Below are 21,826 nucleotides of genomic sequence, written 5' to 3' on the forward strand. Positions count from 1 at the left end.
TGAACCGGACCACGTTCCTCGGCAAGCCCCGATGCGCCCGTGACTACATCCGCATCGAGCGAGACACTTGACCTGTCAGACATGTCTCCTCCGAAGTGTCAGACATGTCCCTTCACAGGACAGACCGGATGCGGGACCTCTTTCACCTCGACCCGTCGGGCCGACGGCCGCCCTCGCCCTCAGCGGGTGGCGCCGACGACCATCCACCGGTCGGTGCGGACCCGCATCCACATGAGCGTGCCGCGCACGGCCATGAAGACGGTGAACGCGACCCAGAGCCAGGTGACGGCATCGGACGTCCCGCGCGCCGACCCGCCCTGGAGCAGCCAGTCGCCGGCGAGGTGCACCCCGAGCACGACCGGCAGGTAGGCGAGGAGGGTCGCGAGCATCGCCCCGGCGAGCCAGCGCCCGTCGCCCGCCCCGATGAGGACGCCGTCGACGACGAAGACGAACCCGGAGAGCGGCTGGCCGAGCGCGACGACGACCAGCCCCGCGGCGATCGCCGCCTGCACCCCGGCGTCGGGCGTGAAGAGCGGACCCACCCAGGGGCGGGCGACGAGGACGACGAGCCCGAGCACCACCCCGCCGAGGACGCCCCAGCGGACCATGAGCCGGGTCGCCGCGCGGGTCGTCGCGAGGTCCCCGGCGCCGAGCGCCCGCCCGGTGATGGCCTGCGCCGCGATGGCGAGGGCGTCGAGGGCGAAGGTGAGGAAGGACCAGATGGTCGCCGTCACCTGGTACGACGCGAGCGGCACGTCGCCCAGCCCGGCGGCGACCCACGTCGTGAGGACGAGCACGGCCCGCAGCGCGAGGGTGCGCACGAGCAGCGGCACCCCGCCCCGCGCGGCGGCGAGCACCCGCCCGGGGTGCGCCCGCAGCGGGACCCGGTGGCGCCCGGCCTCGCGGACGAGCACGACGACGAGCGCGACCGCCATCCCGTTCTGCGCGATGACGGTGCCCCAGGCCGACCCGGCGATGCCCCACCCGAGCCCGTGGACGAACCAGACGTTGAGCAGGGCGTTCGCGGTGAAGCCGCCGAGCGCGGCGACGAGCGGGGTGCGCGTGTCCTGCAGGCCCCGCAGGACCCCCGTCGTCGCGAGCACGACGAGCATCGCCGGGAGGCCGAGGGCGGAGACCCGCAGGTAGGTCACCGCCTGGTCGGCAACGTCGGCCGAGGCCCCGAACAGCGCGGCGAGCGGCCGGGCGCCGAACCCGACGAGGGCCGTCGTCAGGGCGCCGAGGACCACCGCCAGCCAGGTGCCGTCGATGCCGGCCCCGACGGCGCCGGCGCGCGAGCCCGCCCCCAGCTGCCGGGCGACGACGCTCGTCGTGCCGTAGGCGAGGAAGACGAAGACGTTCGCGGCGGTGAGCAGCACGGCGCTGGCGACCCCGAGCCCGGCGAGCGGCTCGACCCCGAGCCGGCCGACGATCGCCGAGTCGACGAGGAGGAAGAGCGGCTCGGCGACGAGGGCGAGGAAGGCCGGGACGGCGAGCCGGAGCACCTCGCGGTGCTGGCCGTCCGCCGTCGCGCTCACCCGCGCACTCTCGCACGCGGGGCGGCGCGGACGCGGGAGGGCCCCGCCGGCGGCTGCCGACGGGGCCCTCCTGACCACGGGGTCAGCTGGTCGCGGGGGTCCCCCCGACGAGCACCGACCCGGTGCCGAGCACCGCGCCCTCGGACGAGACGAGGTTCATCTCGCCGAACAGCTGGCGCCCGGCGGCGGCGTCCGCCTCCGGCGTGATCGACCCGGTGACCTCGACCGACGCACCGCCGGCGAGGTTCACCGCGCCCGACGGGACGGCGAGGGTGCCGAGCGCCGAGGAGAAGAACACGTCGCGGTAGTCGAACGTCGTCGTCCCGGCCGGGACCGAGTAGCCGTCGACGACGACGGTGTACGTGCCCGGAGCCGGGTTCGCGATGGACACCGCCTCCTCGGAGTCACCGTCGGCCGACTGTCCGACCTGGGCTCCGTCCGGCCCGTAGACCGTGAGGTCGAGGTCGGCGCCGAGGTCGGAGGTGTTGCCGATGACGGCGTCCAGACGGCTCGCGCCCTCCGGCACCTCGACCTCGTACTCGAGGGTGTCACCGTCGGCGATGGTCGCCTTCTCGGCGTGGGCGGACCCGAGCGGGCCACCCTTCGGCGTCACCGTGACCGGACCGAAGTCGTTGGTCACGTCCCACGTCACCGGGGTCGCCTCGCCGGTGGTCGCCTCGACCGTCTGGATGGCCGGGTCGACCGTGACGCCCTGGACCGCCGCCGTCACCCGGAACGGGTTGTCGAGGAACGGGGAGGTCCGGCGCGACTCCACGAGCAGCTCCCACACACCCGGCAGCGGGTTGGTGTAGGCCCGCGACGTCGGCTTGCAGGCCGAGACGTCGCTGTAGTTCGTGTAGCACTGCGTCGTGGCGGTGCTGTCGACCGGGACGCCGTAGGGGTTGAAGGCGACCCAGCGGACCTGGCTCTTCGTCGCGATGCCGCCGAGGTTGACCTGCAGCGCCTTGGCGCCCTCGGGGACGGTGACGAAGATGCGCTGGAAGAGGTTGCGCTCGACCGAGCCCGAGGTCGTCGTCGCGTACGACGGCGCCTTGAGGTCGGTGGAGACGACGACCGCGAGCATGACGCGGTGGTCGACGAGCGGCGTCTTCGGGTCGTCGACCTCGAGGATCGCCGAGTGCAGGCCACCGGTCTTCGCCCGAGCCCTGACCGCGACGTCGACCGGCTGGCCCTGGCGCAGCCGCACGGTGGACGGCGCCGAGAAGGTGCCGTCGTTGCCGACGATGCGGACCTTGTGCGTCACCGCACCCGAGGCACCCGAGGTGCGGGTGACCTTCACCGGGTAGGTGCGGCTCTCGCCGACCTTCTGGCCACCCTCACCGGCGGCGCAGTCGTTGTACACGCCGGTGCCCTTGCCGGGGGTCGCGAGGAAGTCCGACAGCGCGGTGCAGACGTCGGCCGAGGCGGTGTAGTCGACGGTCTTCGGGTTCTTGCGCAGCAGCTTCCACGCACCCGGGACGTCGAGCTGACCCGTGCCCTGACCGGCGGCCTCGAGCTTCTTCTGGTAGTCGGCCGAAGTGTAGATGGCCTCCCGCAGCTGCTTCGGGGTGATCGGGGTGTGCGACTGGAACCCGGCCGAGAGCAGGAGCGCGGCGGAGCCGGCGGCCTGCGGCGAGGCCATCGAGGTGCCGTTGAACATCGCGTAGCCGATCGGCAGCGTGTAGCCGGCCTCGGGGAGGTCGGGCTGCTTGAGCCACTGGGGCACGGTCGAGATCGCCGAGCCGGGGGCCATGACGTTCGGCTTGAAGCCGCCGTCCTCGCGCGGACCGCGCGAGGAGTAGTTGTGCAGGGCGAGCTTGCTCGACACGACGGAGCCGTAGTTCGCGAGCCAGGTCGCCTTGCTGACCGAGGACGCGACGCTCACGACGTCGGTGGCCACCGACGGGTCGCCGACGGTGTTGATGCCCGCGCCGCTGTTGCCGGCCGAGATGAAGAGCTGGACGCCGTAGGTGTCGATGAGCCGGTCGTAGAGCTCGGCCCGCGCGTTGTTGGCGTCGTTGAGGGCCGGGAGGCCACCGATCGACATGTTGACGACGTCGACGCCGCGGTTGGCGACGAGGTCGACCATGCCGTCGGTGAGCGCCGCGTTCGTGCAGCCGCCGCCCCAGGTGCAGGCACGCGAGGAGACGACCTTGGCGCCGGGCGCCTGGCCGTCCATCCTGCCGCCGAAGAGGCTGTGGCCGGCCGCGATCCCCGCGACGTGCGAGCCGTGGGCGTCCTCGACGATGCCGATGTTGACGAAGTCGGCCGTCTGGCCGGGCAGGCCGGCCGGGGTGAGGTCGACGTCCTCGCGGTACTCGACCGTGAAGGGCATCCGCTCGACGATGTCGGTCTTCGGGTCGTCGGTGCCGAAGTGGCCGTACTGACCGCTCTCGCGGTAGGGACGCATCTTCTCGTTCGCCGAGAAGGTGCGGTCCTGGTTCGTGTCGACCCAGATGTCGTGCGACGCCGGGTCGTAGAGCACCCCGAAGACGTCCGTCGTGTCACCGTCGCGGTTGACGTCTCCGCCGGGCTCGCTGCCCGCGGTGATCGCCTCGGTGAAGCGGTTGACGAGGTAGCTGCCCGCGGGGGCGGTCCACGTCGCGCCCTGGTACGTGAACGACGGCCCGGAGACCGGCGTCAGCATCGCGCGCCACGTGGCGTCGCCGTCGAGCAGCGGGTCGGTGGCGGTGACCCAGTCGGTGATCTTGCGCTCACCGGTGGAGGTCTTCTGCAGCGCCGGGTGGTCGAGGTCGACACCGGAGTCGAGGACACCGATGGTCACGCCGCGGCCGTCCCAGCGGGGGTTGGACTTCTTGAAGTCCACCGAGCCGGTCTCGTCGGTCGGCATGTAGGGGTTGGCGTTCGGCGTGCCCTTGCCGGGGCCCGAGACGGTCTTGCCCTTGGCGCCCTTGCCCTCCACGGCCGGGGCCGGCAGCTTCACGGTCTCGTCGAGGTCGACGGCGTCGACCTTCGCGAGCGCCGCGACCTTGGCCACCGAGCCCGTCGGGACGCTGGCCCGCACGTAGCCGACCTTGTCGTTCGTCATGCCGACCCAGCCGCCCTGCGCGCGGATGGAGTCGGCGACGGCCTTGGTCGTGCCCTTCTCGACGGCGAGGATGAGGGTGACCCGCTTGGTGCCCTTGGCCTGCGCCTTCTCGAGCAGCTCGACGTCGTGCTGGCCGAGCTTGCGCTCGGTCGGGCTCGCCGCGGGGTCCTTCACCTCCTTCGTCTGGAGGGTGGCCTGGGGGGCCTTCTCGAGCTGCGTCTTCGGGTCACTGTGGTCGGCTCCGGCGGCGGTGGCCGCCCCGAGCGACCCCGTGGTGAGGGCGGCGGCGGCGAGGCCCGCGAGCGCGACGCGCGCGGACCGTCGGTGGAGGGGGTGTCTCATCGGTGTCCTGTCTCATCCGTGATGCACTCTGCCTGCATCGGCAACGGTGCCGACAGGGAACCACGGGAACGCGCCGTTTGGAATAGGCAGGCACCGACGAGATCGACAACTTACCCGCGCTTTACCTTCCCGTCGCATCACGTTGGCGGGCAACGACCTTCACGAACGGGCACAAATCCCGACCGCGGCCTCGCGTCGCGGGTCGCCCGCGGCGAGCAGCGTTCCGTCCTCGCGACGGTAGGCCGCGCCGACCCCGCCGAAGTACATCGAGAGGGCGCCGTGGTCGGTGGCGCGCAGCCCGGCGGCGTGCACCGCGGCCGTGATCTCGGGGTCGGACTCGTGCTCGACGACCGGCCCTCCGTCGGCGTCGAACCGGACGTGCACGCGCGGCGCCTCGATGGCGGTGCGCAGGTCGGCGCCGTGCAGGCAGCCCTGGCCGAGGACCTGCATCAGCGCGGTCGTGATGCGGTCGGCGCCCGGGGAGCCGACGGCGATGACCCGGCCGTCCCCGGTGCGGCCCGTCGTGGGCGCCATGTTGGAGGCCAGCCGCGTGCCGGGCGCGAGCGCGTGCAGCCCGAGCCGGTTGAGCTCGGGCTCGCCGAGGGCGTTGTTGAGCAGCATCCCGGTGCCGGGCACCGTGATCCCCGCGCCGTACCCCGCCGAGGCGGTGACCGCGCAGGCCAGCCCGTCGCCGTCGACCGCGGAGACGTGCGCCGTGGACGCCGAGGTCGGCAGGCCGGCGAGCCCGTGCCGGTCGACCGCGGAGAGCAGCGCGTGCCCCGCGGCGTCGAGGTCGGTGGCGACGTCGTGCACCGCGAACCGGTACCGCAGCACCGCCTGCTGGACGCGCAGCACGTCGGCCCAGTCGTAGCCGTCCTGCCGCGCCAGCTCTCCGAGCATCACCGCGAGCATCGGGCCCCCGACCGAGGGGGGCGGGTTGAGGGCGAGGTCCCAGTCACCGACGGTGCGCCGCACCGGGACCCGCTCGACGCACGCGACGGCCTCGAGGTCGGCGGCGGTGACGAGCCCGTCGTGGGCGGCCATGTCGGCGGCCATCACCCGGCCCACCTCGCCGGTGGTCAGCACGGACGCCCCGTGCCGCCCCACGAGGTCGAGGACGTCGGCGAGCATCGGGTTGGTCGCGACGTCGCCGGCCCGCAGCGGCGTGCCGTCGGGCCGGGTGACGACGGCGTGCGCCTCGGGGTCGGGCCCGAAGAGGCTGCCGGCGACGAAGCCGAGGTAGCGGGCGGCCGCGGCTCCCATCGGGTACCCCTCGCGGCAGGCGGCGACGGCCGGGGCGACGACGTCGGCCCACGGCGTGACGCCGAAGCGCGCGACCGCGTCCTCGCAGGCGAGCGCGGCGAGCGGGGTGGCCACCGAGCCGTGGCCGGCGAACATCGTCACGCCGCCGCCGTACTCGGTGAAGACCTCGCGCACCCCGCGACCGAACGCCTCGCGGGGGAGGCCGCGACCCGGCATCTCGACGGTGCCGTCGACGACGACCGGCTCGCCGCCGGGGGCCCACACCGAGACGAAGGCGCCGCCGCCGAGCGAGACGATGCCCGGCTCGGTGGCCATCGCCCCGAGCGCCGCGGCCACCGCGACGTCGACCGCGTTGCCCCCGGCGCGCGCCACCGACCGGCCGGCCGCCAGCGAGACCGGGCCGGTCGCCGCGAGCGCCACCTCACCCATGCGCCCGATCCTGCCACCGCGCTCCGCCGTACCGTCGCCGCGCCCGCGGGCGGACGGTAGCGTTCGGGGGCATGACCCGCCCGCCCCTCGCCATCGTCGCCGGCACCGGGTTCTACGACCTCGAGGCCCTCGAGGACCGCTCCGAGGAGACCGTCGACACCCGGTGGGGCCCGGCCCGGGTCACCCGCGGCCGGTGGCATGGACTCCCGGTCGTCTTCCTCACCCGGCACGGTCCCGGCCACACGGTGCCCCCTCACCTCGTGAACTACCGGGCGAACATCCGCGCGCTCGCCGACCTCGGCTGCGAGGACGTCGTCGCCGTCAACGTCACCGGCTCGATCGACCCCGAGCTGGCCCCCGGCGACCTGCTCTGCCTCGACGACTTCCTCGACCTCACCCGCCAGCGCCCGCTCACCTTCTTCGACGGCAGCGGCCCCGAGGGCGTCGTCCACGTCGACGTCGGCCGCCCGTACCACCCGGAGCTGCGGCGCGAGCTGCTCGACGCCGGGGCCGCGGCCGGGCACCCGCTGCGCGACGGCGGGGTCTACGCCGCGTTCGAGGGGCCGCGTTTCGAGACCGCCGCCGAGATCCGGTTGGCCCGGCTGGCCGGGGGCGACGTCGCCGGGATGACCGGTGTGCCCGAGGTCGTCCTGGCCCGCGAGGCCGGGCTGCGGTACGCGGCCGTCGCGCTCGTCGTCAACCCGTGCACCGGGGTCGGCGACGCCGACGAGCCCATCACGATGGCCGAGATCGACGCCGTCCTGGCCCGCAGCCGCGACGCCGTGCTCGCCGTCCTCGACGAGCTCGTCCACACCCGCGCCACCTTCACCGACGAGACCGACGAGGAGGACGCCGGATGACCCGCGTCGTCGTCGAGGACGCCTCGTACGTCGTCACGGTCGACGACGCCGACACCGTCCTCACCGGCACCACCGTCGTCGTCGAGGACGGCGTCGTCACCGCGCTGCGGCCGGCCGACGACGGCCCGGTCGACGCCGACTCCGTCCTCGACGGCCGGGGCCGGCTGCTCCTGCCCGGGCTGGTCAACCTCCACACCCACCTGCCGATGACGCTGCTGCGCGGGCTCGCCGAGGACGTCGACCTCCAGGGCTTCCTCACCCGGGTCTGGGCGGCCGAGGGCGCGGTCATGGACCCCGGCACCGTCGAGCTCGGGGCCTCGCTCGGGGCGCTGGAGTCCCTCCTCGGCGGCTGCACGACCCAGCTCGACATGTACTTCCACCACGAGGCGGCCCACCGGGGTGCGGTGGCCGCCGGCAGCCGGCACGTCATCGGCCCGGTCTTCATGGACGGCCCCGGCCCGGACGGGCTCGCGTGGGACGAGCGCATCGCGCTGATGCGGGCCTGGCCGGCGGCGATGGACGCGATCGGCGGGCCCGAGGTGCCGGTCCCGGCGATGCCGCACGCCACGTACACCTGCTCCCCCGAACGGCTCGCCGAGGTGGCCGCGACCCTCGCCGAGGTCGGTGCCGGTCGCCGGTCGCTCCTCACGACCCACGTCTCCGAGAACGCCTTCGAGAACTCCGACGTCCGCGAGCGCTACGGCGCCTCCCCCACCGAGGTCCTCGCGGGCGCGGGCTGGCTCACCGGCGACGTGCCCTTCGTCGCCGGGCACGGGGTGCACCTCTCGCCGGAGGACCGCGCCCTGCTCGCCGCGGCCGGTGGGGCCGTCGCCCACTGCGCCGGGTCGAACCAGAAGCTGGCCAGCGGGGCGCTGCACTGGGAGGAGGTGCACGACGACGGGGTCCGGCTCGGCATCGGCACCGACGGCTGCTCCTCCTCCAACGACCTCGACATGTGGCAGGCGATGCGCCAGGCCGCGCTGCTCGCCCGGCTGACGAGCGGACGCCCCGACGTCGCGAGCGCCCACCAGGTGCTGCGCGCGGCGACCGTCGACGGCGCTCGCGCGCTCGGCCTCGGCGACCTCGTCGGCTCGGTCGAGGTCGGCAAGCGCGCCGACCTCGTCCTCCTCGACCTCGAGCGACCGCACCTGACGCCGGTCCACGACGTGCACGCCCTCCTCGTCTTCGCGGCCGGGCGCAGCGACGTCACCGACGTGCTCGTCGACGGCGAGGTCGTCGTCCGCGGCGGACGCAGCACCCGCCTCGACACCGCCGACCTCCTCGCCCGGTGCCGCGAGCGCGGGGCGACGGCCGGCGCGGCCGCCCGGGCCGCGGGGGAGGCGTCGTGAGCAGCATCCCCGTCGTCGAACCGCCCGACGAGAGCGCCGAGGACGTCATCGAGCGCCTCGGGATGGTCCCGATCCCCGAGGAGGGCGCCTGGTACGTCGCCGGCCCGCGCACCCAGGGGCTCAACGCCATCACCGTCCTGCTGACCAACCGGCCCGACGGCTTCTCGGCGATGCACCGGCTGACCGTCGACGAGGGCTGGCAGTGGCTCGCCGGCGCCCCGGCCGCCCTGCTGCGGCTGCGCCCCGGTGGCTCGGGGGTCCTCAACTACGTCGGCGAGGAGCACGCCCAGGTCCTCGTCCGGAAGAACACGTGGATGGGCGCGACGACCCTCGGCTGGTGGACGCTGCTGTCCTGCTGGTGCGCCCCCGCCTTCCGGCCCGAGCACTTCGAGCTCGGCGAGCGGGCGGCGCTCGTCGCCGAGTACCCGACCTTCGAGACCGAGATCTCCACCCTGACCCGCGACGCGCCGGTCGGGCGGATGCGGTGACCGCGCTCGTCACGGGAGCGAGTGGCGGGCTCGGCCGGGCCGTCGCCGTCGCGCTGGCGGCGGCCGGCCACGACGTCGGCGTCCACTACCGGGGCGACGCCGACGGAGCGGACGCGACGGCCGCCGAGGTCGTCGCCGCCGGCCGGCGCGCCGTCACCCTCCACGCCGACCTCGCCACCGACGACCCCGCCGCCTGCGACCGGGTGTGCGCCGACCTGCTCGCGGCCGGCGAGGAGGCGCTCGGGGTCCCGGACGTCGTCGTTCTCAACGCCTTCCCGCAGCACCACGTCGCGTGGGACGAGCTCGACGCCGCCGCGTGGGACGACTACCACCGCGGCGGGCTGCGACCGACGGCCGTCCTGCTCCGGCAGGCCGCCGCGCGGATGCCCGTCGGCGGGAGCGTCGTCGTCGTCGGCTCCATCGAGGGGTCCCGCCCGATGCCCACGCACACCCCGTACGCCGTCGCCAAGGCCGCGCTCGAGCACCTCGTGCGGGCCGCCGCCCAGGAGCTCGGGCCCCGCGGGGTCCGGGTCGTCGGGGTGGCGCCCGGCCTCGTCGCCCGCGACGGGCTCGAGGAGGCATGGCCCGAGGGGGTCGCCCGCTACCGGGCCGCCGCGGCGCTCGGGCGCCCGGTCACGCCGGAGGAGGTGGCCGCCACCGTCGCGTTCCTCGCCTCAGGAGACGCCTCCGGCATCACGGGCACCACGGTCACCGTGGACGCCGGCTGGTCCGCCGCGCCCGGCTGGTGACCCACCGGGTCAGACGGTGACGAGGTCCAGGAGACCGTCGAGACCCGAGAAGTCGTCGGGGTTGCGCGTGTACAGCGGGAGGCCCTCGGCCACGGCCACGGCGGCGATGAGGAGGTCGACCACCCGGCCGCGGGAGCTGCGCCCGTGGGCACGCACGGCCGAGTAGACCCGGCCGTAGGCCCGCGCGGCAGCGATGTCGAACGGGAGGGGGTCGAACGCCGCTTCGGCGCGCTGGAGGCGGTCCTGCCGTCGCGCGCGCTCGTCCGGGTCCGAGGCGGCGGCGGGACCGGCGGCCAGCTCGGCCATCGTCAGGGCGGTGACCGCGGCGGTCTCGGGCAGGGCGAGCGCGGGGAGGCGGTGCAGGTCGATGACGACGGAGGTGTCGAGCAGCCCCCGCGCCTGGCGCTCAGCCACGGGGTTCGACGTCCTGGTCGAGGACCTGGTCGACGTCGGCCCGGAAGCGCGCGGCGTCGATCTCCGGGCTGCCCGCGAACACCTCGGAGAGCATCGCGGCGTCGACGAAACGACGGCGGCGGAGCGGACGCAGCTCGCCGACCGGCTCCGACCTGCGGGTGATGACGAAGGTCCGCCCCTCCTCCAGGCCGCGCATGATCCGCCCGCTGTCGTTGCGCAGCTCGCGCTGGCTGATCACCTCACTCATCCCACGAGTGTAGCACCAGGTGCTACGCGAGGTGGACGATGCGCTCCCGCCCCACCCGCCCCACGCCGCACAGGTCGGCGACGCCCCATCGGGGGCCTCGGTCACGAACCCGCAACGAAGCCGGGTCGCATGCGGCCGGGGCCCGTTCTGCCCGTAGCATCTGCTCGTCTGACCCGTCCTCTTGAGGAGATCCTCCATGAAGTCTTCGCGTTACCTCGTCGCGGTCCCCGCGGCGCTCGCCCTGGCCCTCGCGGGCTGTGGCGGCAGCACCGGCAACACCGGCGGCGACAGCACCGACACCGGTTCGGCCGCCGCGGGCGCCCCCACCGACGACTCGAAGTGCGCCGACGCCGAGGTGTTCTGCATCGGTCTCGTGACCGACACCGGCAAGGTCGACGACAAGTCGTTCAACCAGTCGGCGCACGAGGGCGCGAAGGCTGCCGCCGAGCAGCTCCAGGGCTACTACAAGTACATCGAGACGCAGGACGCCAAGGACTACGCGGCGAACATGCAGCAGTTCACGAACAAGAAGTACGACGTCGTCGTCACCGTGGGCTTCCTCATGACCGACGCCACCGCCGCGGCCGCCAAGGCCTCCCCCGACACCAAGTTCATCGGTGTCGACCAGGGCTACGACGCCACGAAGGTCACCGAGAAGAACATCACCGGCCTCGTCTTCCCCGAGGACCAGGCGGGCTACGGCGCGGGCTACCTCGCGGGCCTCATGACCAAGACCAACCAGCTCGGCCAGGTCCTCGGCCTCGAGATCCCGCCGGTGCAGAAGTACGCCAAGGGCTTCGAGGCGGGCGCCAAGGCCGCCAACCCCTCGGTCAAGGTCGCCACCGTCTACCACCCCGCCGGCGACAACGCCTTCAACGACCCGGTGTGGGGCGCGGGTCAGGCGAAGACCCAGATCCAGCAGGGCGCCGACATCATCTTCGGCGCCGGTGGCAACACCGGCAACGGCGCGCTCCAGGAGGTCGCCAAGTCCTCCGGTGCGGGTGAGAGCAAGTTCTGCATCGGTGTCGACACCGACCAGTGGGACACCGTCCCGGCCGCCCAGCCGTGCCTCATCACCTCGGCCGAGAAGCTCATCACCAAGGGTGTCACCGACACCATCACCACCGCCAAGGACGGCGCCTTCGAGGGTCTGCAGACCCTCGGCCAGGCGGGCCTGTCGGACTTCCACGACTTCGACGCCAAGATCCCGGCCGACGTCAAGACCAAGGTCGCCGACATCGTCAAGCAGATGGAGGCGGGCACGCTGAAGACCGGCGTCACCCTCTGACGCGGTCGACCGGCGGTCACCACGCGTGACCATCCCGTCGACGAGGGGGCGGGCATCCTCCGGGTGCCCGCCCCCTCGCACGTCCACCCCCGGCCGGCCGGGGCCCCCCCCGCCCGGCGGTCGGCCCCCGGCCGGCCGCACGCCGCGCATGTGTGCGTTGGCGTCGTCCGGCAGATCCTGCCGAGAGCGAGCCCGAGCATCGGGCACCCCCGTACTTCCGCCCACGCGACCCGCACGCCAGACTGTGGGCACCCCCGCCCGAGCCATTGGAGACCCATGTCCGAGACCAGCACGGCAGCGCAGCCGTCGCCGCCCGCGGAGCCCGAGCCCCGCGAGCCGCGTGCCCGCGGCGGCCTGCTCGCCTACCTCATCGGCCACCAGAGCGGCGTGACGATCGTCGTCGCCCTGCTCATCTCGCTCGCGATCGGATGGGTGATCATCTGGTCGCAGGGGGTCAACGCCCCCTACGCGTACGAGACGCTCGTGCGCGAGGCGCTGTTCGTCGACGGGTCGTTCACCCGCACGCTGCAGAAGACGGCGCCGCTCGTGCTCACCGGGCTCGCGGTCGTCCTCCCGCTGCGCGTCGGCCTCTTCAACATCGGCGGTCAGGGCCAGTTCGCCACCGGCGCGATCTTCGGCGCCTGGGTCGCCTACGCGACCGGTGGCTCCGGGTTCCTCGGCGCGCTGCTCGGCATGGTCGTCGGGCTCGTCTGCGGCGCCGTCGTCGGCATCCTCGTCGGCATCCTCAAGACGTGGCGCGGTGTCCACGAGGTCATCTCGACGATCATGCTCAACTACATCGTCGCGGGCGTCACCTTCTGGCTCGTCGTCGGGCCGCTGCAGGCCGAGTCCTCGAAGACCAGCGGCATCCCCCAGACCGAGGAGATCCCGGAGGCCGCCCAGCTCGGCGCCGTCGGGGGCGTGCCGATCGGGTTCGCGATCGCCGTCGTCCTCGCCGTCGCCTGCTGGTGGATGCTCAGCCGCACCACCCTCGGCTTCAAGTTCAACACCGTCGGCGCCAACAAGAGCGCCGCCGGCTACGCGGGCATCTCGATCTCGATGATCACCGTCCTCTCGCTCGCCCTCGGCGCCGGTCTCGCCGGGCTCGGCGGGGCGCTCGAGGCCGAGGGCACGCTGCACCGCTTCGAGCCGGCCATCGTCGGCACGCTCGGCTTCGACGGCATCACCATCGCCCTGCTCGCCCGGGCCAACCCGCTGGCCACCATCCCGGCCGCGTTCCTCGTCGGGATGCTGCGCACCGGCGCCGCCGGCCTGCAGTTCGCGACCCAGACCCCGGCCCTGCCGAGCGGCATCACGCCCGAGATCGTCGACGTGCTCCTCGCGACGATCCTCCTCATGGTCTCGATCCCCGTGCTCGGCAAGTGGCTGTTCCGCAGCCGCGCCGACAAGGTGAGCGTCGCCTCGACGAGCTGGGGGAACTGACGTGGCCGCCTGGGTGCAGAAGAACCGCACGACGCTGGGCATCGGCCTCGGCGTCCTCGTCGCGGCCTACGTCTTCTACTACGCGAAGCACGACATCGCCCCGTCGATGTTCGGCGCCGCGTGGGGCTACGCCATCCCGCTCGTCCTCGCCGCGCTCGTCGGCGTCATCGGCGAGCGCTCGGGCGTGGTCAACATCGGCATCGAGGGGCAGATGCTCCTCGCCGCCTTCGCCGGGTTCTTCGGGGCCGCGTACAGCGGCTCGATGATCGTCGGGATCCTCGCGGGCGTCGGCACCGGCCTCATCGCCGGCGGCTTCCTCGCGTGGACCACCGTGCGCTGGCGGATGGACCAGATCATCGCCGGTGTCGTGCTCAACATCATCGCCACCGGCATCACGTCGTTCTACCTCAAGTCCGGCGAGATCCTCCCCGGCGTCATCCCCAACGTCGACGTGCCGCTGCTCAAGGAGATCCCGCTCATCGGCGAGACCTTCTTCAGCGGCCGCAGCGCCATCGCCCTCGTCGCCATCCTCGCCGCCGTGGTCGTGCACCTCGCGCTCTTCCACACGCGATGGGGCCTGCGCACCCGCGCGGTCGGCGAGTACCCGTCGGCGGCCGACACCGCCGGCATCAACGTCGAGCGGCTGCGCCTCGTCAACGTCACGCTCGCCGGCTCGCTCGCCGGGCTCGCGGGGCTGTACCTCTCGATGGACGCCTCGGCCTCCTTCGAGCGCGGCATCACCGCCGGCCGCGGCTTCCTCGCCCTGGCGATCATGATCATGGGCGCGTGGCGGCCGCTGCGGGCGCTCGTCATGGCCCTGTTCTTCGGGTTCATCAACGCCGTCGCGTCGCAGCTGCAGCTGACCGGCGGGTTCGACGTGCCGCCGCAGCTCACCGGCACGCTGCCGTACGTGGCGACGCTCGTCGTCCTCGCCGTCGCCGCCGGCCGGGTCCGCGGACCAGCGGCCGCCGGGCAGCCCTACGTCAAGAAGGACCAGTGATGAGCGAGCGCACCCCCGAGCCCCCCGACGTGCACACCGACCCGCAGGCCGCGGTCGACGTCCACCTCGACACGAGCCAGGAGCATCTCGCGTCGGTCGTCACGAACGAGGCCATCCTCGAGCTGCCGCCGGAGCAGTCCGGCTTCGGCGAGGGGGTCGTCGGCGAGGTGCTGCTCGACATCGAGGGGCTCTCGAAGTCCTTCGGGTCGGTCCGGGCCAACCGCGACATCTCGCTCAGCGTCCGGCGCGGCGAGATCGTCGCGCTGCTCGGCGAGAACGGGGCCGGGAAGTCGACGCTCGTCAACCAGATCTTCGGGCTCATCACGCCCGACACCGGCACGGTGGCGATCAAGGGCGACGCGACACCCATCAAGGACCCCCGCGACGCCATCGCCCGCGGCATCGGGATGGTGCACCAGCACTTCCAGCTCGTGCCGGTGATGACGGTCGCCGAGAACATGGTGCTCGGTCACGAGACCACCCGCGGCGGCGGCGTCCTCGACCTCGCGGCCGCCCGCACGATGGTCCGCGAGCTGTCGGCCAAGCACGGGCTGGCCGTCGACCCCGACACCGAGGTCGAGGACCTGCCCGTCGGCACCCAGCAGCGCGTCGAGATCCTCAAGGCGCTCTCCCGCAAGGTCGACCTGCTCATCCTCGACGAGCCGACGGCCGTGCTCACGCCGCAGGAGACCGACGAGCTGCTCGCCGTGATGAAGGAGCTCGCCAACTCGGGCACCTCGATCGTCTTCATCACCCACAAGCTGCGCGAGGTGCTCGCCGTCGCCGACCGGGTCTACGTCCTGCGCCAGGGCGCGGTCGTCGGCGAGGTCGCGACGAAGGACACCGACGCCAAGGGGCTCGCGACGATGATGGTCGGCCGCGAGGTCGTCCTCTCCATCGACAAGTCGGCGGCGTCGCCGGGCGAGACCGTGCTCGAGGTCCAGGACCTGCACGTCGTCGACGACCGCGGGCTCGGGGCCGTCAACGGCTTCTCGCTGTCGGTGCGCGCCGGCGAGATCGTCGGGGTCGCCGGGGTCGAGGGCAACGGGCAGCGCGAGCTCGTCGAGGCCCTCGCCGGGATGCGCAAGGTCGTCTCCGGTCGGATGGCGCTCGGGTCGCTCGACCTCACCCGGGCCAACCCGCACCAGACCCACCACGCCGGCGTCGGGCACGTCCCGGAGGACCGCGAGAAGCACGGGCTGGTCGGCACCTACTCCATCGCCGACAACCTCGTGCTCAACGAGTTCGACCAGGCGCCGTACGCGAAGTCCGGTGTGCGCCAGTTCGATGCAGTGCGCGAGAACGCCGAGAAGCTGCGCGAGGAGTTCGACATCCGCTCCTCGGGCGTCATGCAGACCGCCGGGTCGCTGTCCGGCGGCAACAAGCAGAAGGTCGTCGTCGCGCGCGAGATGGCCTTCAAGCCCAAGCTGCTCATGGCCGCCCAGCCGACCCGCGGTGTCGACGTCGGGTCGATCGAGTTCATCCACCGGCGGATCGTCGAGGCCCGTGACGAGGGCGCCGCGGTGCTCCTCGTCTCCGCCGAGCTCGACGAGATCCTCTCGCTGTCGGACCGCATCGCCGTCGTGCACGGTGGGGCGGTCGTCGCCGAGATGGACGCCAAGGACGCCGACCGCACCGAGATCGGCCGGCTCATGGCGGGCGACCACTGACCGACTGCCCCGCCTCCGTCCCCGACTGATGGCCCGGAACCCACCTCGAGGCGCCCCGAAACGGCCCTCGCAGGTGGGTTCCGGGCAATGAGTGGGATGGACGCGGGGGTCAGCGGGGGGTGCGGGGTTCGCGGCGGCCGTCGGGGAGCCGGCGGGTGACCCGCCGGGCGTCGAGCGCGGTGCAGACCGCGAGCGCCACGCGGCGCGAGGTGGCCAGGGTCTCCCGTGCCTCGGCCAGGGTCCACGGGGGGTCGAGGGCGAGGAGCCGCTCGGCGGCCTCGTCGAGAGCGCCGGGCCGGAGGACGACGTCGGGGGCCGGGCGGACGAGCCGGTCGGCACGGACCGCGGCCGCGAGGACCCGGTCGTCGAGCCCGAGGTCGGCGAGCTCGGGACGGGTGGGGGCGTCGAACGGGTCGGCGGCGAGGCGCGCCTCGAGCGCGCGGACGGCGGCCTCGTGCGGGCCGAGGTCGGGGTGACCGGCCGGCGCCGCCCGACCCGCCGTGGTGTCGAGCCCGGCCCGGGCCGCGGCCGCGCGCACCACCGCGTCGGGCACGGCGTGGGCGCGGGCCAGGGCGGCGAGCGGCGGGCCGGCGTCGGTGGGGTCCGCGCGCCGGGCCTCCTCGGCGCCGTCGCGCAGGCTGCCGGCCAGCCGGTCGAGGAACCCCTCGTCGACGAGGTGCTCACCGACCGCCACCACGCCGGCGGCCGGTTCGACGGTCAGGCCGAGGCGCCGGGCGTCGTCCACCGCGAGGACGCCGCGCCGGCGCACGGCCCCGCCGAGCCCGGTCGGGTCGTCGGCGAGGTCGGCGGCGCGGCGGGCGGCGGACCCGCGGCCGCGGAGGGCGGGTGGGTCGGGGTCGAGGACGGTGGCTCCCCCGACCACCTGCCGCCGCCCGGGGTCGCGGAGCACCGCGCGGTCCCCGACCGAGAGCGGGACCTCGGCGTCGAGGGCGAGGCGCAGCAGCCGCGGCCCGAGGGGACGCACCCGCACCGGCACCGCCGCGGACCCGACGTGGAGCACGGCGTGGGTCGGCGGGTCGGTGTCGCGGTCGGTCGCGGCGTCGGCCAAGCGGGTCGGCCACCACGCGTCGGGGTGCACGAGCGCCTCGCCGCGGTGCAGGGCGTCGGCGCCGAGGTCGCGCAGATTGACGGCCACGCGGGCGGGGGCGAGCGCCTCGTCGACCACCGACCCGAGTGACTCCAGCCGGCGGATGCGCGACGGCCGCCCGCCGACGAGCACCGCGTCACTGGTCGCGAGCCGGCCGGAGGCGAGGGTGCCCGTGACGACCGTGCCGGCGCCACGCACCGTGAACACCCGGTCGACCCAGAGCCGGGCCCGCCGCTCCTCGACGGCGGGTGCCTCGTCGGGCCGGTCGAGCGCGGCGCGCAGGGCATCCATCCCGTCCCCGGTCCGGGCCGACACCGGCAGCACGTCGAGCCCGGCGAGGCTCGTCCCGGCCAGCCGCGCCCGCACGTCGGCCGCCACCGGGGCGGGGTCCGCGAGGTCAGTTTTGGTGACGACGACGAGCCCCCGACGGATGCCGAGCGCGTCGAGCGCCGCGACGTGCTCGGCCGTCTGCGCCGACCATCCCTCGTCCGCGGCGACGACGAGCAGCACGGTCCGCAACGGGACGACCCCCGCGAGCATGGTCCGCACGTAGTCGGCGTGCCCGGGGACGTCGACGACGGCCAGCCGCCGCCCGGACGGCAGGGTCGTCCACACGTGCCCGAGCTCGATGGTCAGCCCGCGCCGGCGCTCCTCGGCGAGCCGGTCGGGCTCGGTGCCGGTGAGCGCCCGGACGAGCGCCGACTTGCCGTGGTCGACGTGGCCGGCGGTCGCGACGACGAGCACGTCAGCCCTCGACGAGGGCCGCCCGCACGGCCTCCGCAAGCCGCGCGTCGTCCTCCGGTGCGACACACCGCAGGTCGACGAGGCAGCGACCGCCCTCGACCCGCGCGACCACCGGTGGCGACCCGGACCGCAGCCGCGCGGCGCACGCCTCGGGCACGGCCAGCGCGACGCCGGGCAGCTCGACCCCGGCCCCTCCGCCCCCACCGACCCGCCCGACGCACGGCACGACCTCCCCCGCGCCGACGGCCTCCCGCACCGCCGCGGTGCGTCGGCGGTGCTCGGCCGGGTCGAGGTGCAGCGCGGCCGGCACCGGCGGCACGGGTCCGCGCAGGGTCGCCTCGAGGGCGGCGAGGGTCAGCTTGTCGACGCGCAGCGCCCGCGCCATCGGGTGCCGGCGCAGCCGCTCGAGCACCTCGGCGCGCCCGAGGAGGATGCCGGCCTGCGGCCCACCGAGCAGCTTGTCGCCGCTGAAGAGCACGACGTCGGCGCCGTCGGCGAGCGCGGTGGCCGCGTCGAGCTCGTCCGGCAGGAGGGGGTCCGGGGCGAGCAGGCCGGAGCCGGCGTCGACGACGAGCGGCACCGGCAGCCCGGCGAGCTCGCGCACCGACGCCGAGCCGGTGAAGCCCGTGACCCGGTAGTTGCTCGGGTGCACCTTGAGCACGAGGCCGGTGTCGGGGCCGAGGGCGTCCTCGTAGTCGCGCAGGGCCGTCCGGTTGGTCATCCCGACCTCGCGGATGCGGGCGCCGGCGCTCTCGATCAGCGGGGGGAGCCGGAAGCCGTCACCGATCTCGACCATCTCGCCGCGGCTGACGAGCACCTCGCGGCCCTGCGCGAGCGCGGTCGCCGCGAGGAGGAGCGCGGCGGCGGCGTTGTTGACGACGAGCGCCGCCTCGGCCCCCGGCACCGCCTCGAGCAGCGCGACCAGCGCGCCGGACCCACGACGTCCGCGGCGGCCGGTGGCGAGGTCGAGCTCGACGTCGGTGTGACCGGCCGCCGCCACCAGTGCCTCGACCGCCTTCTCGGACAACGGGGCCCGGCCGAGATTGGTGTGCACGACGACCCCGGTGGCGTTGAGGACCGGGGTGAGCGAGGACGCCGGCGCGGCCAGGGCGTGGAGCACCTCCGGACGCACCGCGTCGACGGCCAGCTCACCGGCCCGGGCCCGGGACAGCACCCCCCGGACGACCCGGCGCACCTGTTCGGGGGAACGGCCGGTGGCAGCGCGCACGACGTCGGCGTCGGCGAGCAGGGCGTCGGTGCGGGGCAGGGCCGCGCGGGCGTCGGTGTCGGACACCGCTGCTCCTTCCGCCGGCCGGGCAGTCTGGCGGAGGTGGACGGGAATCGAACCCGCCAGCCCGAGCGACTCGGACTCGTCGGTGTTGAAGACCGCGGGGACCACCAGGAGCCCAGACACCTCCGGTCCGAACCTAGCCGATCTAACGGCCACCCCCGGCGCCCGCTCCCCCGGTCGACCGATGCCACAGGAGCGGCTCCTCGCGTGTACTGGTGGGTGTGGAGGTCGTCCAGGAGGGGCCGGCGACCGCGCGGCTCGGTGACGAGGAGTTCGCGCGGTGGGCCGAGGGGGCCGGCACGCGCCTGCTGCGGCTGGCGCACGCCCTGACCGGTCGCCGCGCGGATGCCGAGGATCTCACCCAGGACACCCTCGTCCGGGTCGGTCTCGCGTGGCACCGGCTGCGGGCCGGCGAGGAACCCTTCCCGTACGCCCGACGCACCATGGTGAACCTCTACCTCAACGGGCGACGGCGGCACGGCCTCTGGCAGCGCCTCGTTCCCCGGCTCGCCACGGAGACGCAGGGCCCGAGGCCGGACGCCGACGACGGTCTCGCCTCCGCGCGCGCCCTCCTCGACCGGCTACCACCCCGGCAGCGGGCCGCCGTGGCGCTCCGGTACCTCCTCGACCTCGACGACCCCGCCATCGCCGCGGCGCTCGGGTGCTCCGAGGCGACGGTTCGCTCCCACGTGTCCCGCGGTCTGGCGACGCTGCGCGCCGGCCTCGCTCCGACGCCCGACCCAGGGGAGGACCCGTGACCGCCGACAGCAGCCGCCCCGAGGAACTCGAGACGGTCCTCGACCCCCACACCTGGGACCTCGACGCCCCGCCCGGCCTCGCGGCCCGTGCCGTCGACGGCGTCCGGGCCCACCGCCGGGCCCGGCGCCGGGCCGTCGTCGCCGCCGGGTCGGCCCTGGCGCTCGGGGTCGTGGCCGGCGGGGCCCTGGTGCTCGACCACGGCCCGGGGGGCGGCGACCGCGCGCCGGCCGCGTCCCCGGCGAGCCGCCACGGGACCTCCGGCCCGCCCGACGTGGACCTCGACGGCTGGTCCTTCACCCCGCCCGCCGGGTGCACGGCCATCGGCGGGCAGAGCTCGATGGTCGCCGCGGTCGGCCCCGGCGGCATCGACACCTCCGGTGACCCCCTCGCGCCGGACGAGCTGCGGGCCCGCCTCACGGGCTTCTCGTACTCCTGTGCCGGCGGTGTGCTCACCGTCAGCCGCATCGACCCCGACCCGGTGCCCGGCCCGTCCGACGGTTCGGGCCGGGCGTCGGTGACCCGGATGCTCGCGGCCGTGCTCACCGACCCGAGCCACCCGGACGCCGCCCTCGCGGACCTGCGCACACACGTGACGAGCCCCGGCAACGCGGTGCGGGCGAGCGTGCCGGACCCGACGTGGGGCGTCCTCGTCGTCCACGTGGCGGGCGGGGACACTGCCCTCGTCGACCCCCTCGTCGACGGGCTGCACCCCGCCCGCTGACGTGGACCCGGCGGCTAGGGTCGGCGGCATGGCCCTCCGGCTCACGCAGACCGCGTCAGGGGGCGGGTGCGCCTGCAAGATCCCGCCGGGCGAGCTGCGCGAGCTGCTAGCCGGCGTCGACCTCCCCGGCTCCGACGCCCTCCTCGTCGGCGCCGAAACCGGCGACGACGCCGCGGTCGTGCGCCTCGACGGCGGGCGCGCGCTCGTCTCCACGGTCGACTTCTTCACCCCCGTCGTCGACGACCCGTTCGACTGGGGTCGGATCGCGGCGACCAACGCGCTCTCCGACGTCTGGGCGATGGGCGGGGAGGCGCTGCTCGCCGTCAACCTCGTCACCTGGCCGCGCGCCACCCTGCCGACCGAGCTGCTCGCCGAGGCCCTGCGCGGCGGCGCGATGGCCTGCGCCGACGTCGGGGTCGCCCTCGCCGGCGGGCACAGCATCGACGGCCCGGAGCCGGTCTACGGCCTGGCCGCCACCGGCCTCGCCGACCCCGCCCGCCTGCTGCGCAACGACGCCGCCCGCCCCGGCGACGCGCTCTCGCTCACCAAGCCGCTCGGTCTCGGCGTCCTCAACAACCGCCACAAGGCCACCGGCGAGGCCTTCCCCGAGGCCGTCGCCGTGATGACGACGCCCAACCGCGACGCCTCGCGGGCCGCCCTCGCGGCCGGGCTACGGGCCGCCACCGACGTCACCGGCTTCGGGCTGCTCGGCCACCTCGCGACGATGATGCGCGCCTCCGGCACCACCGCGGTGCTCGACGTCGACGCCGTCCCGGTGCTCGCGGCGGCCGTCACCTCGCTCGCCGACGGGTACGTCCCCGGTGGCTCGCGGCGCAACCTCGACTGGGTGCGGCCCGACCTCGACCCGGGCGCCGCCGGCGAGGACGCCCTCCTCCTGCTCGCCGATGCCCAGACCTCCGGCGGGCTGCTCCTCTCCGGCGAGGTGCCCGGAGCCACCACCGTCGGCGAGGTCGTGCCCCGGCGCGACGACGGCTCGCTCGTCGTCCTCCGCGGCCGGTCCTCCCGCTCCGTCTGACCTGAGCACGCCGGACCTGAGGGAATCCTTGGTTACGGACT

At 74.6% G+C, this 21,826-nt stretch carries 18 protein-coding genes and 1 tRNA gene; 11 read left to right on the plus strand and 8 right to left on the minus strand.

Going from position 1 to position 21,826, the window contains the following annotated elements; translation table 11 throughout:
• Positions 1-179: 179 nt before the first annotated feature.
• The 3 genes from JQN70_RS19425 to JQN70_RS19435 form a co-directional block, all read right to left on the minus strand.
• Entirely contained in the window at positions 180-1,535 is a 1,356-nt protein-coding gene (locus JQN70_RS19425) for an MATE family efflux transporter (RefSeq protein ID WP_307836110.1), read from the minus strand.
• Between the two features lie 82 nt (positions 1,536-1,617).
• Positions 1,618-4,926 (minus strand): S8 family serine peptidase, encoded by a 3,309-nt coding sequence (locus JQN70_RS19430; protein WP_204133044.1) that lies wholly within the window; start codon positions 4,924-4,926, stop codon positions 1,618-1,620.
• 159 nt (positions 4,927-5,085) lie between these two features.
• A complete protein-coding gene (locus JQN70_RS19435; RefSeq protein WP_204133045.1) occupies positions 5,086-6,618 on the minus strand; it encodes a gamma-glutamyltransferase in 1,533 nt (510 codons plus the stop codon).
• A 71-nt stretch (positions 6,619-6,689) separates the two neighbouring features.
• Here JQN70_RS19435 and JQN70_RS19440 point away from each other — a divergent pair, with 71 nt between their 5' ends.
• The 4 genes from JQN70_RS19440 to JQN70_RS19455 are packed head-to-tail and all read left to right on the plus strand — an operon-like array spanning position 6,690 to position 10,064.
• Positions 6,690-7,478: an S-methyl-5'-thioinosine phosphorylase gene (locus tag JQN70_RS19440; RefSeq protein ID WP_204133046.1), complete on the plus strand. Its 789-nt coding sequence runs from the start codon at positions 6,690-6,692 to the stop codon at positions 7,476-7,478.
• Positions 7,475-8,827 (plus strand): amidohydrolase family protein, encoded by a 1,353-nt coding sequence (locus JQN70_RS19445; RefSeq protein WP_204133047.1) that lies wholly within the window; start codon positions 7,475-7,477, stop codon positions 8,825-8,827. The genes JQN70_RS19440 and JQN70_RS19445 overlap by 4 nt, the downstream gene beginning before the upstream one ends.
• A complete protein-coding gene (locus JQN70_RS19450) occupies positions 8,824-9,315 on the plus strand; it encodes a cupin domain-containing protein (RefSeq protein WP_307836111.1) in 492 nt (163 codons plus the stop codon). The genes JQN70_RS19445 and JQN70_RS19450 overlap by 4 nt, the downstream gene beginning before the upstream one ends.
• Entirely contained in the window at positions 9,312-10,064 is a 753-nt protein-coding gene (locus JQN70_RS19455; protein ID WP_204133048.1) for an SDR family NAD(P)-dependent oxidoreductase, read from the plus strand. The genes JQN70_RS19450 and JQN70_RS19455 overlap by 4 nt, the downstream gene beginning before the upstream one ends.
• Before the next feature lie 9 nt (positions 10,065-10,073).
• Here JQN70_RS19455 and JQN70_RS19460 read toward each other — a convergent pair whose 3' ends face one another.
• Positions 10,074-10,478: a type II toxin-antitoxin system VapC family toxin gene (locus JQN70_RS19460; RefSeq protein WP_204133049.1), complete on the minus strand. Its 405-nt coding sequence runs from the start codon at positions 10,476-10,478 to the stop codon at positions 10,074-10,076.
• The gene (locus JQN70_RS19465) at positions 10,471-10,725 is read right to left on the minus strand and encodes a type II toxin-antitoxin system Phd/YefM family antitoxin (protein ID WP_204133050.1); all 255 of its coding nucleotides are present in this window, start codon (positions 10,723-10,725) and stop codon (positions 10,471-10,473) included. Before JQN70_RS19465 ends, JQN70_RS19460 begins: the two co-directional genes overlap by 8 nt.
• A gap of 196 nt (positions 10,726-10,921) precedes the next feature.
• Here JQN70_RS19465 and JQN70_RS19470 point away from each other — a divergent pair, with 196 nt between their 5' ends.
• The 4 genes from JQN70_RS19470 (at position 10,922) to JQN70_RS19485 (ending at position 16,126) form a co-directional block, all read left to right on the plus strand.
• Positions 10,922-12,013: a BMP family ABC transporter substrate-binding protein gene (locus tag JQN70_RS19470; protein ID WP_204133051.1), complete on the plus strand. Its 1,092-nt coding sequence runs from the start codon at positions 10,922-10,924 to the stop codon at positions 12,011-12,013.
• Between the two features lie 276 nt (positions 12,014-12,289).
• Complete coding sequence (locus JQN70_RS19475; RefSeq protein ID WP_204133052.1) at positions 12,290-13,456, plus strand: ABC transporter permease; 1,167 nt, start codon at positions 12,290-12,292, stop codon at positions 13,454-13,456.
• Between the two features lies 1 nt (position 13,457).
• Positions 13,458-14,456 carry an ABC transporter permease gene (locus tag JQN70_RS19480; RefSeq protein ID WP_204133053.1) on the plus strand — a complete coding sequence of 333 codons (999 nt, stop codon included), beginning with the start codon at positions 13,458-13,460 and terminating at the stop codon, positions 14,454-14,456.
• Positions 14,456-16,126, plus strand: coding sequence for an ABC transporter ATP-binding protein (locus JQN70_RS19485; protein WP_204133054.1), 1,671 nt, complete (start codon positions 14,456-14,458; stop codon positions 16,124-16,126). Before JQN70_RS19480 ends, JQN70_RS19485 begins: the two co-directional genes overlap by 1 nt.
• Positions 16,127-16,235: 109 nt before the next feature.
• Here the strand turns inward: JQN70_RS19485 and selB are convergent, their stop codons facing one another.
• The 3 genes from selB to JQN70_RS19500 form a co-directional block, all read right to left on the minus strand.
• Positions 16,236-17,978, minus strand: a complete 1,743-nt coding sequence (selB, locus tag JQN70_RS19490) for a selenocysteine-specific translation elongation factor (RefSeq protein WP_204133055.1) — start codon at positions 17,976-17,978, stop codon at positions 16,236-16,238.
• Between the two features lies 1 nt (position 17,979).
• Complete coding sequence (selA, locus tag JQN70_RS19495) at positions 17,980-19,272, minus strand: L-seryl-tRNA(Sec) selenium transferase (protein WP_204133056.1); 1,293 nt, start codon at positions 19,270-19,272, stop codon at positions 17,980-17,982.
• A gap of 28 nt (positions 19,273-19,300) precedes the next feature.
• Positions 19,301-19,396, minus strand: a tRNA-Sec gene (locus JQN70_RS19500).
• A gap of 88 nt (positions 19,397-19,484) precedes the next feature.
• Here JQN70_RS19500 and JQN70_RS19505 point away from each other — a divergent pair.
• The 3 genes from JQN70_RS19505 to selD are packed head-to-tail and all read left to right on the plus strand — an operon-like array spanning position 19,485 to position 21,785.
• Positions 19,485-20,027: an RNA polymerase sigma factor gene (locus JQN70_RS19505; protein WP_204133057.1), complete on the plus strand. Its 543-nt coding sequence runs from the start codon at positions 19,485-19,487 to the stop codon at positions 20,025-20,027.
• Positions 20,024-20,749, plus strand: coding sequence for a hypothetical protein (locus JQN70_RS19510; protein WP_204133058.1), 726 nt, complete (start codon positions 20,024-20,026; stop codon positions 20,747-20,749). Before JQN70_RS19505 ends, JQN70_RS19510 begins: the two co-directional genes overlap by 4 nt.
• Before the next feature lie 28 nt (positions 20,750-20,777).
• Positions 20,778-21,785: a selenide, water dikinase SelD gene (gene selD / locus JQN70_RS19515; RefSeq protein ID WP_204133059.1), complete on the plus strand. Its 1,008-nt coding sequence runs from the start codon at positions 20,778-20,780 to the stop codon at positions 21,783-21,785.
• The last annotated feature ends 41 nt before the right edge of the window (positions 21,786-21,826 follow it).

The sequence above is a fragment of the Phycicoccus sonneratiae genome (genome assembly GCF_016887965.1).
GTDB lineage: Bacteria > Actinomycetota > Actinomycetes > Actinomycetales > Dermatophilaceae > Phycicoccus > Phycicoccus sonneratiae.

What these genes read in the sequence shown, in the direction of transcription:
- JQN70_RS19445 (WP_204133047.1), top strand. Translation starts at nt 7,475, where the DNA reads ATGACCCGCGTCGTCGTCGAGGACGCCTCGTACGTCGTCACGGTCGAC.
- JQN70_RS19430 (WP_204133044.1), bottom strand. Translation starts at nt 4,926, where the DNA reads ATGAGACACCCCCTCCACCGACGGTCCGCGCGCGTCGCGCTCGCGGGC.
- JQN70_RS19485 (WP_204133054.1), top strand. Translation starts at nt 14,456, where the DNA reads ATGAGCGAGCGCACCCCCGAGCCCCCCGACGTGCACACCGACCCGCAG.
- JQN70_RS19465 (WP_204133050.1), bottom strand. Translation starts at nt 10,725, where the DNA reads ATGAGTGAGGTGATCAGCCAGCGCGAGCTGCGCAACGACAGCGGGCGG.
- JQN70_RS19475 (WP_204133052.1), top strand. Translation starts at nt 12,290, where the DNA reads ATGTCCGAGACCAGCACGGCAGCGCAGCCGTCGCCGCCCGCGGAGCCC.
- selD (WP_204133059.1), top strand. Translation starts at nt 20,778, where the DNA reads ATGGCCCTCCGGCTCACGCAGACCGCGTCAGGGGGCGGGTGCGCCTGC.
- JQN70_RS19435 (WP_204133045.1), bottom strand. Translation starts at nt 6,618, where the DNA reads ATGGGTGAGGTGGCGCTCGCGGCGACCGGCCCGGTCTCGCTGGCGGCC.
- JQN70_RS19470 (WP_204133051.1), top strand. Translation starts at nt 10,922, where the DNA reads ATGAAGTCTTCGCGTTACCTCGTCGCGGTCCCCGCGGCGCTCGCCCTG.
- JQN70_RS19440 (WP_204133046.1), top strand. Translation starts at nt 6,690, where the DNA reads ATGACCCGCCCGCCCCTCGCCATCGTCGCCGGCACCGGGTTCTACGAC.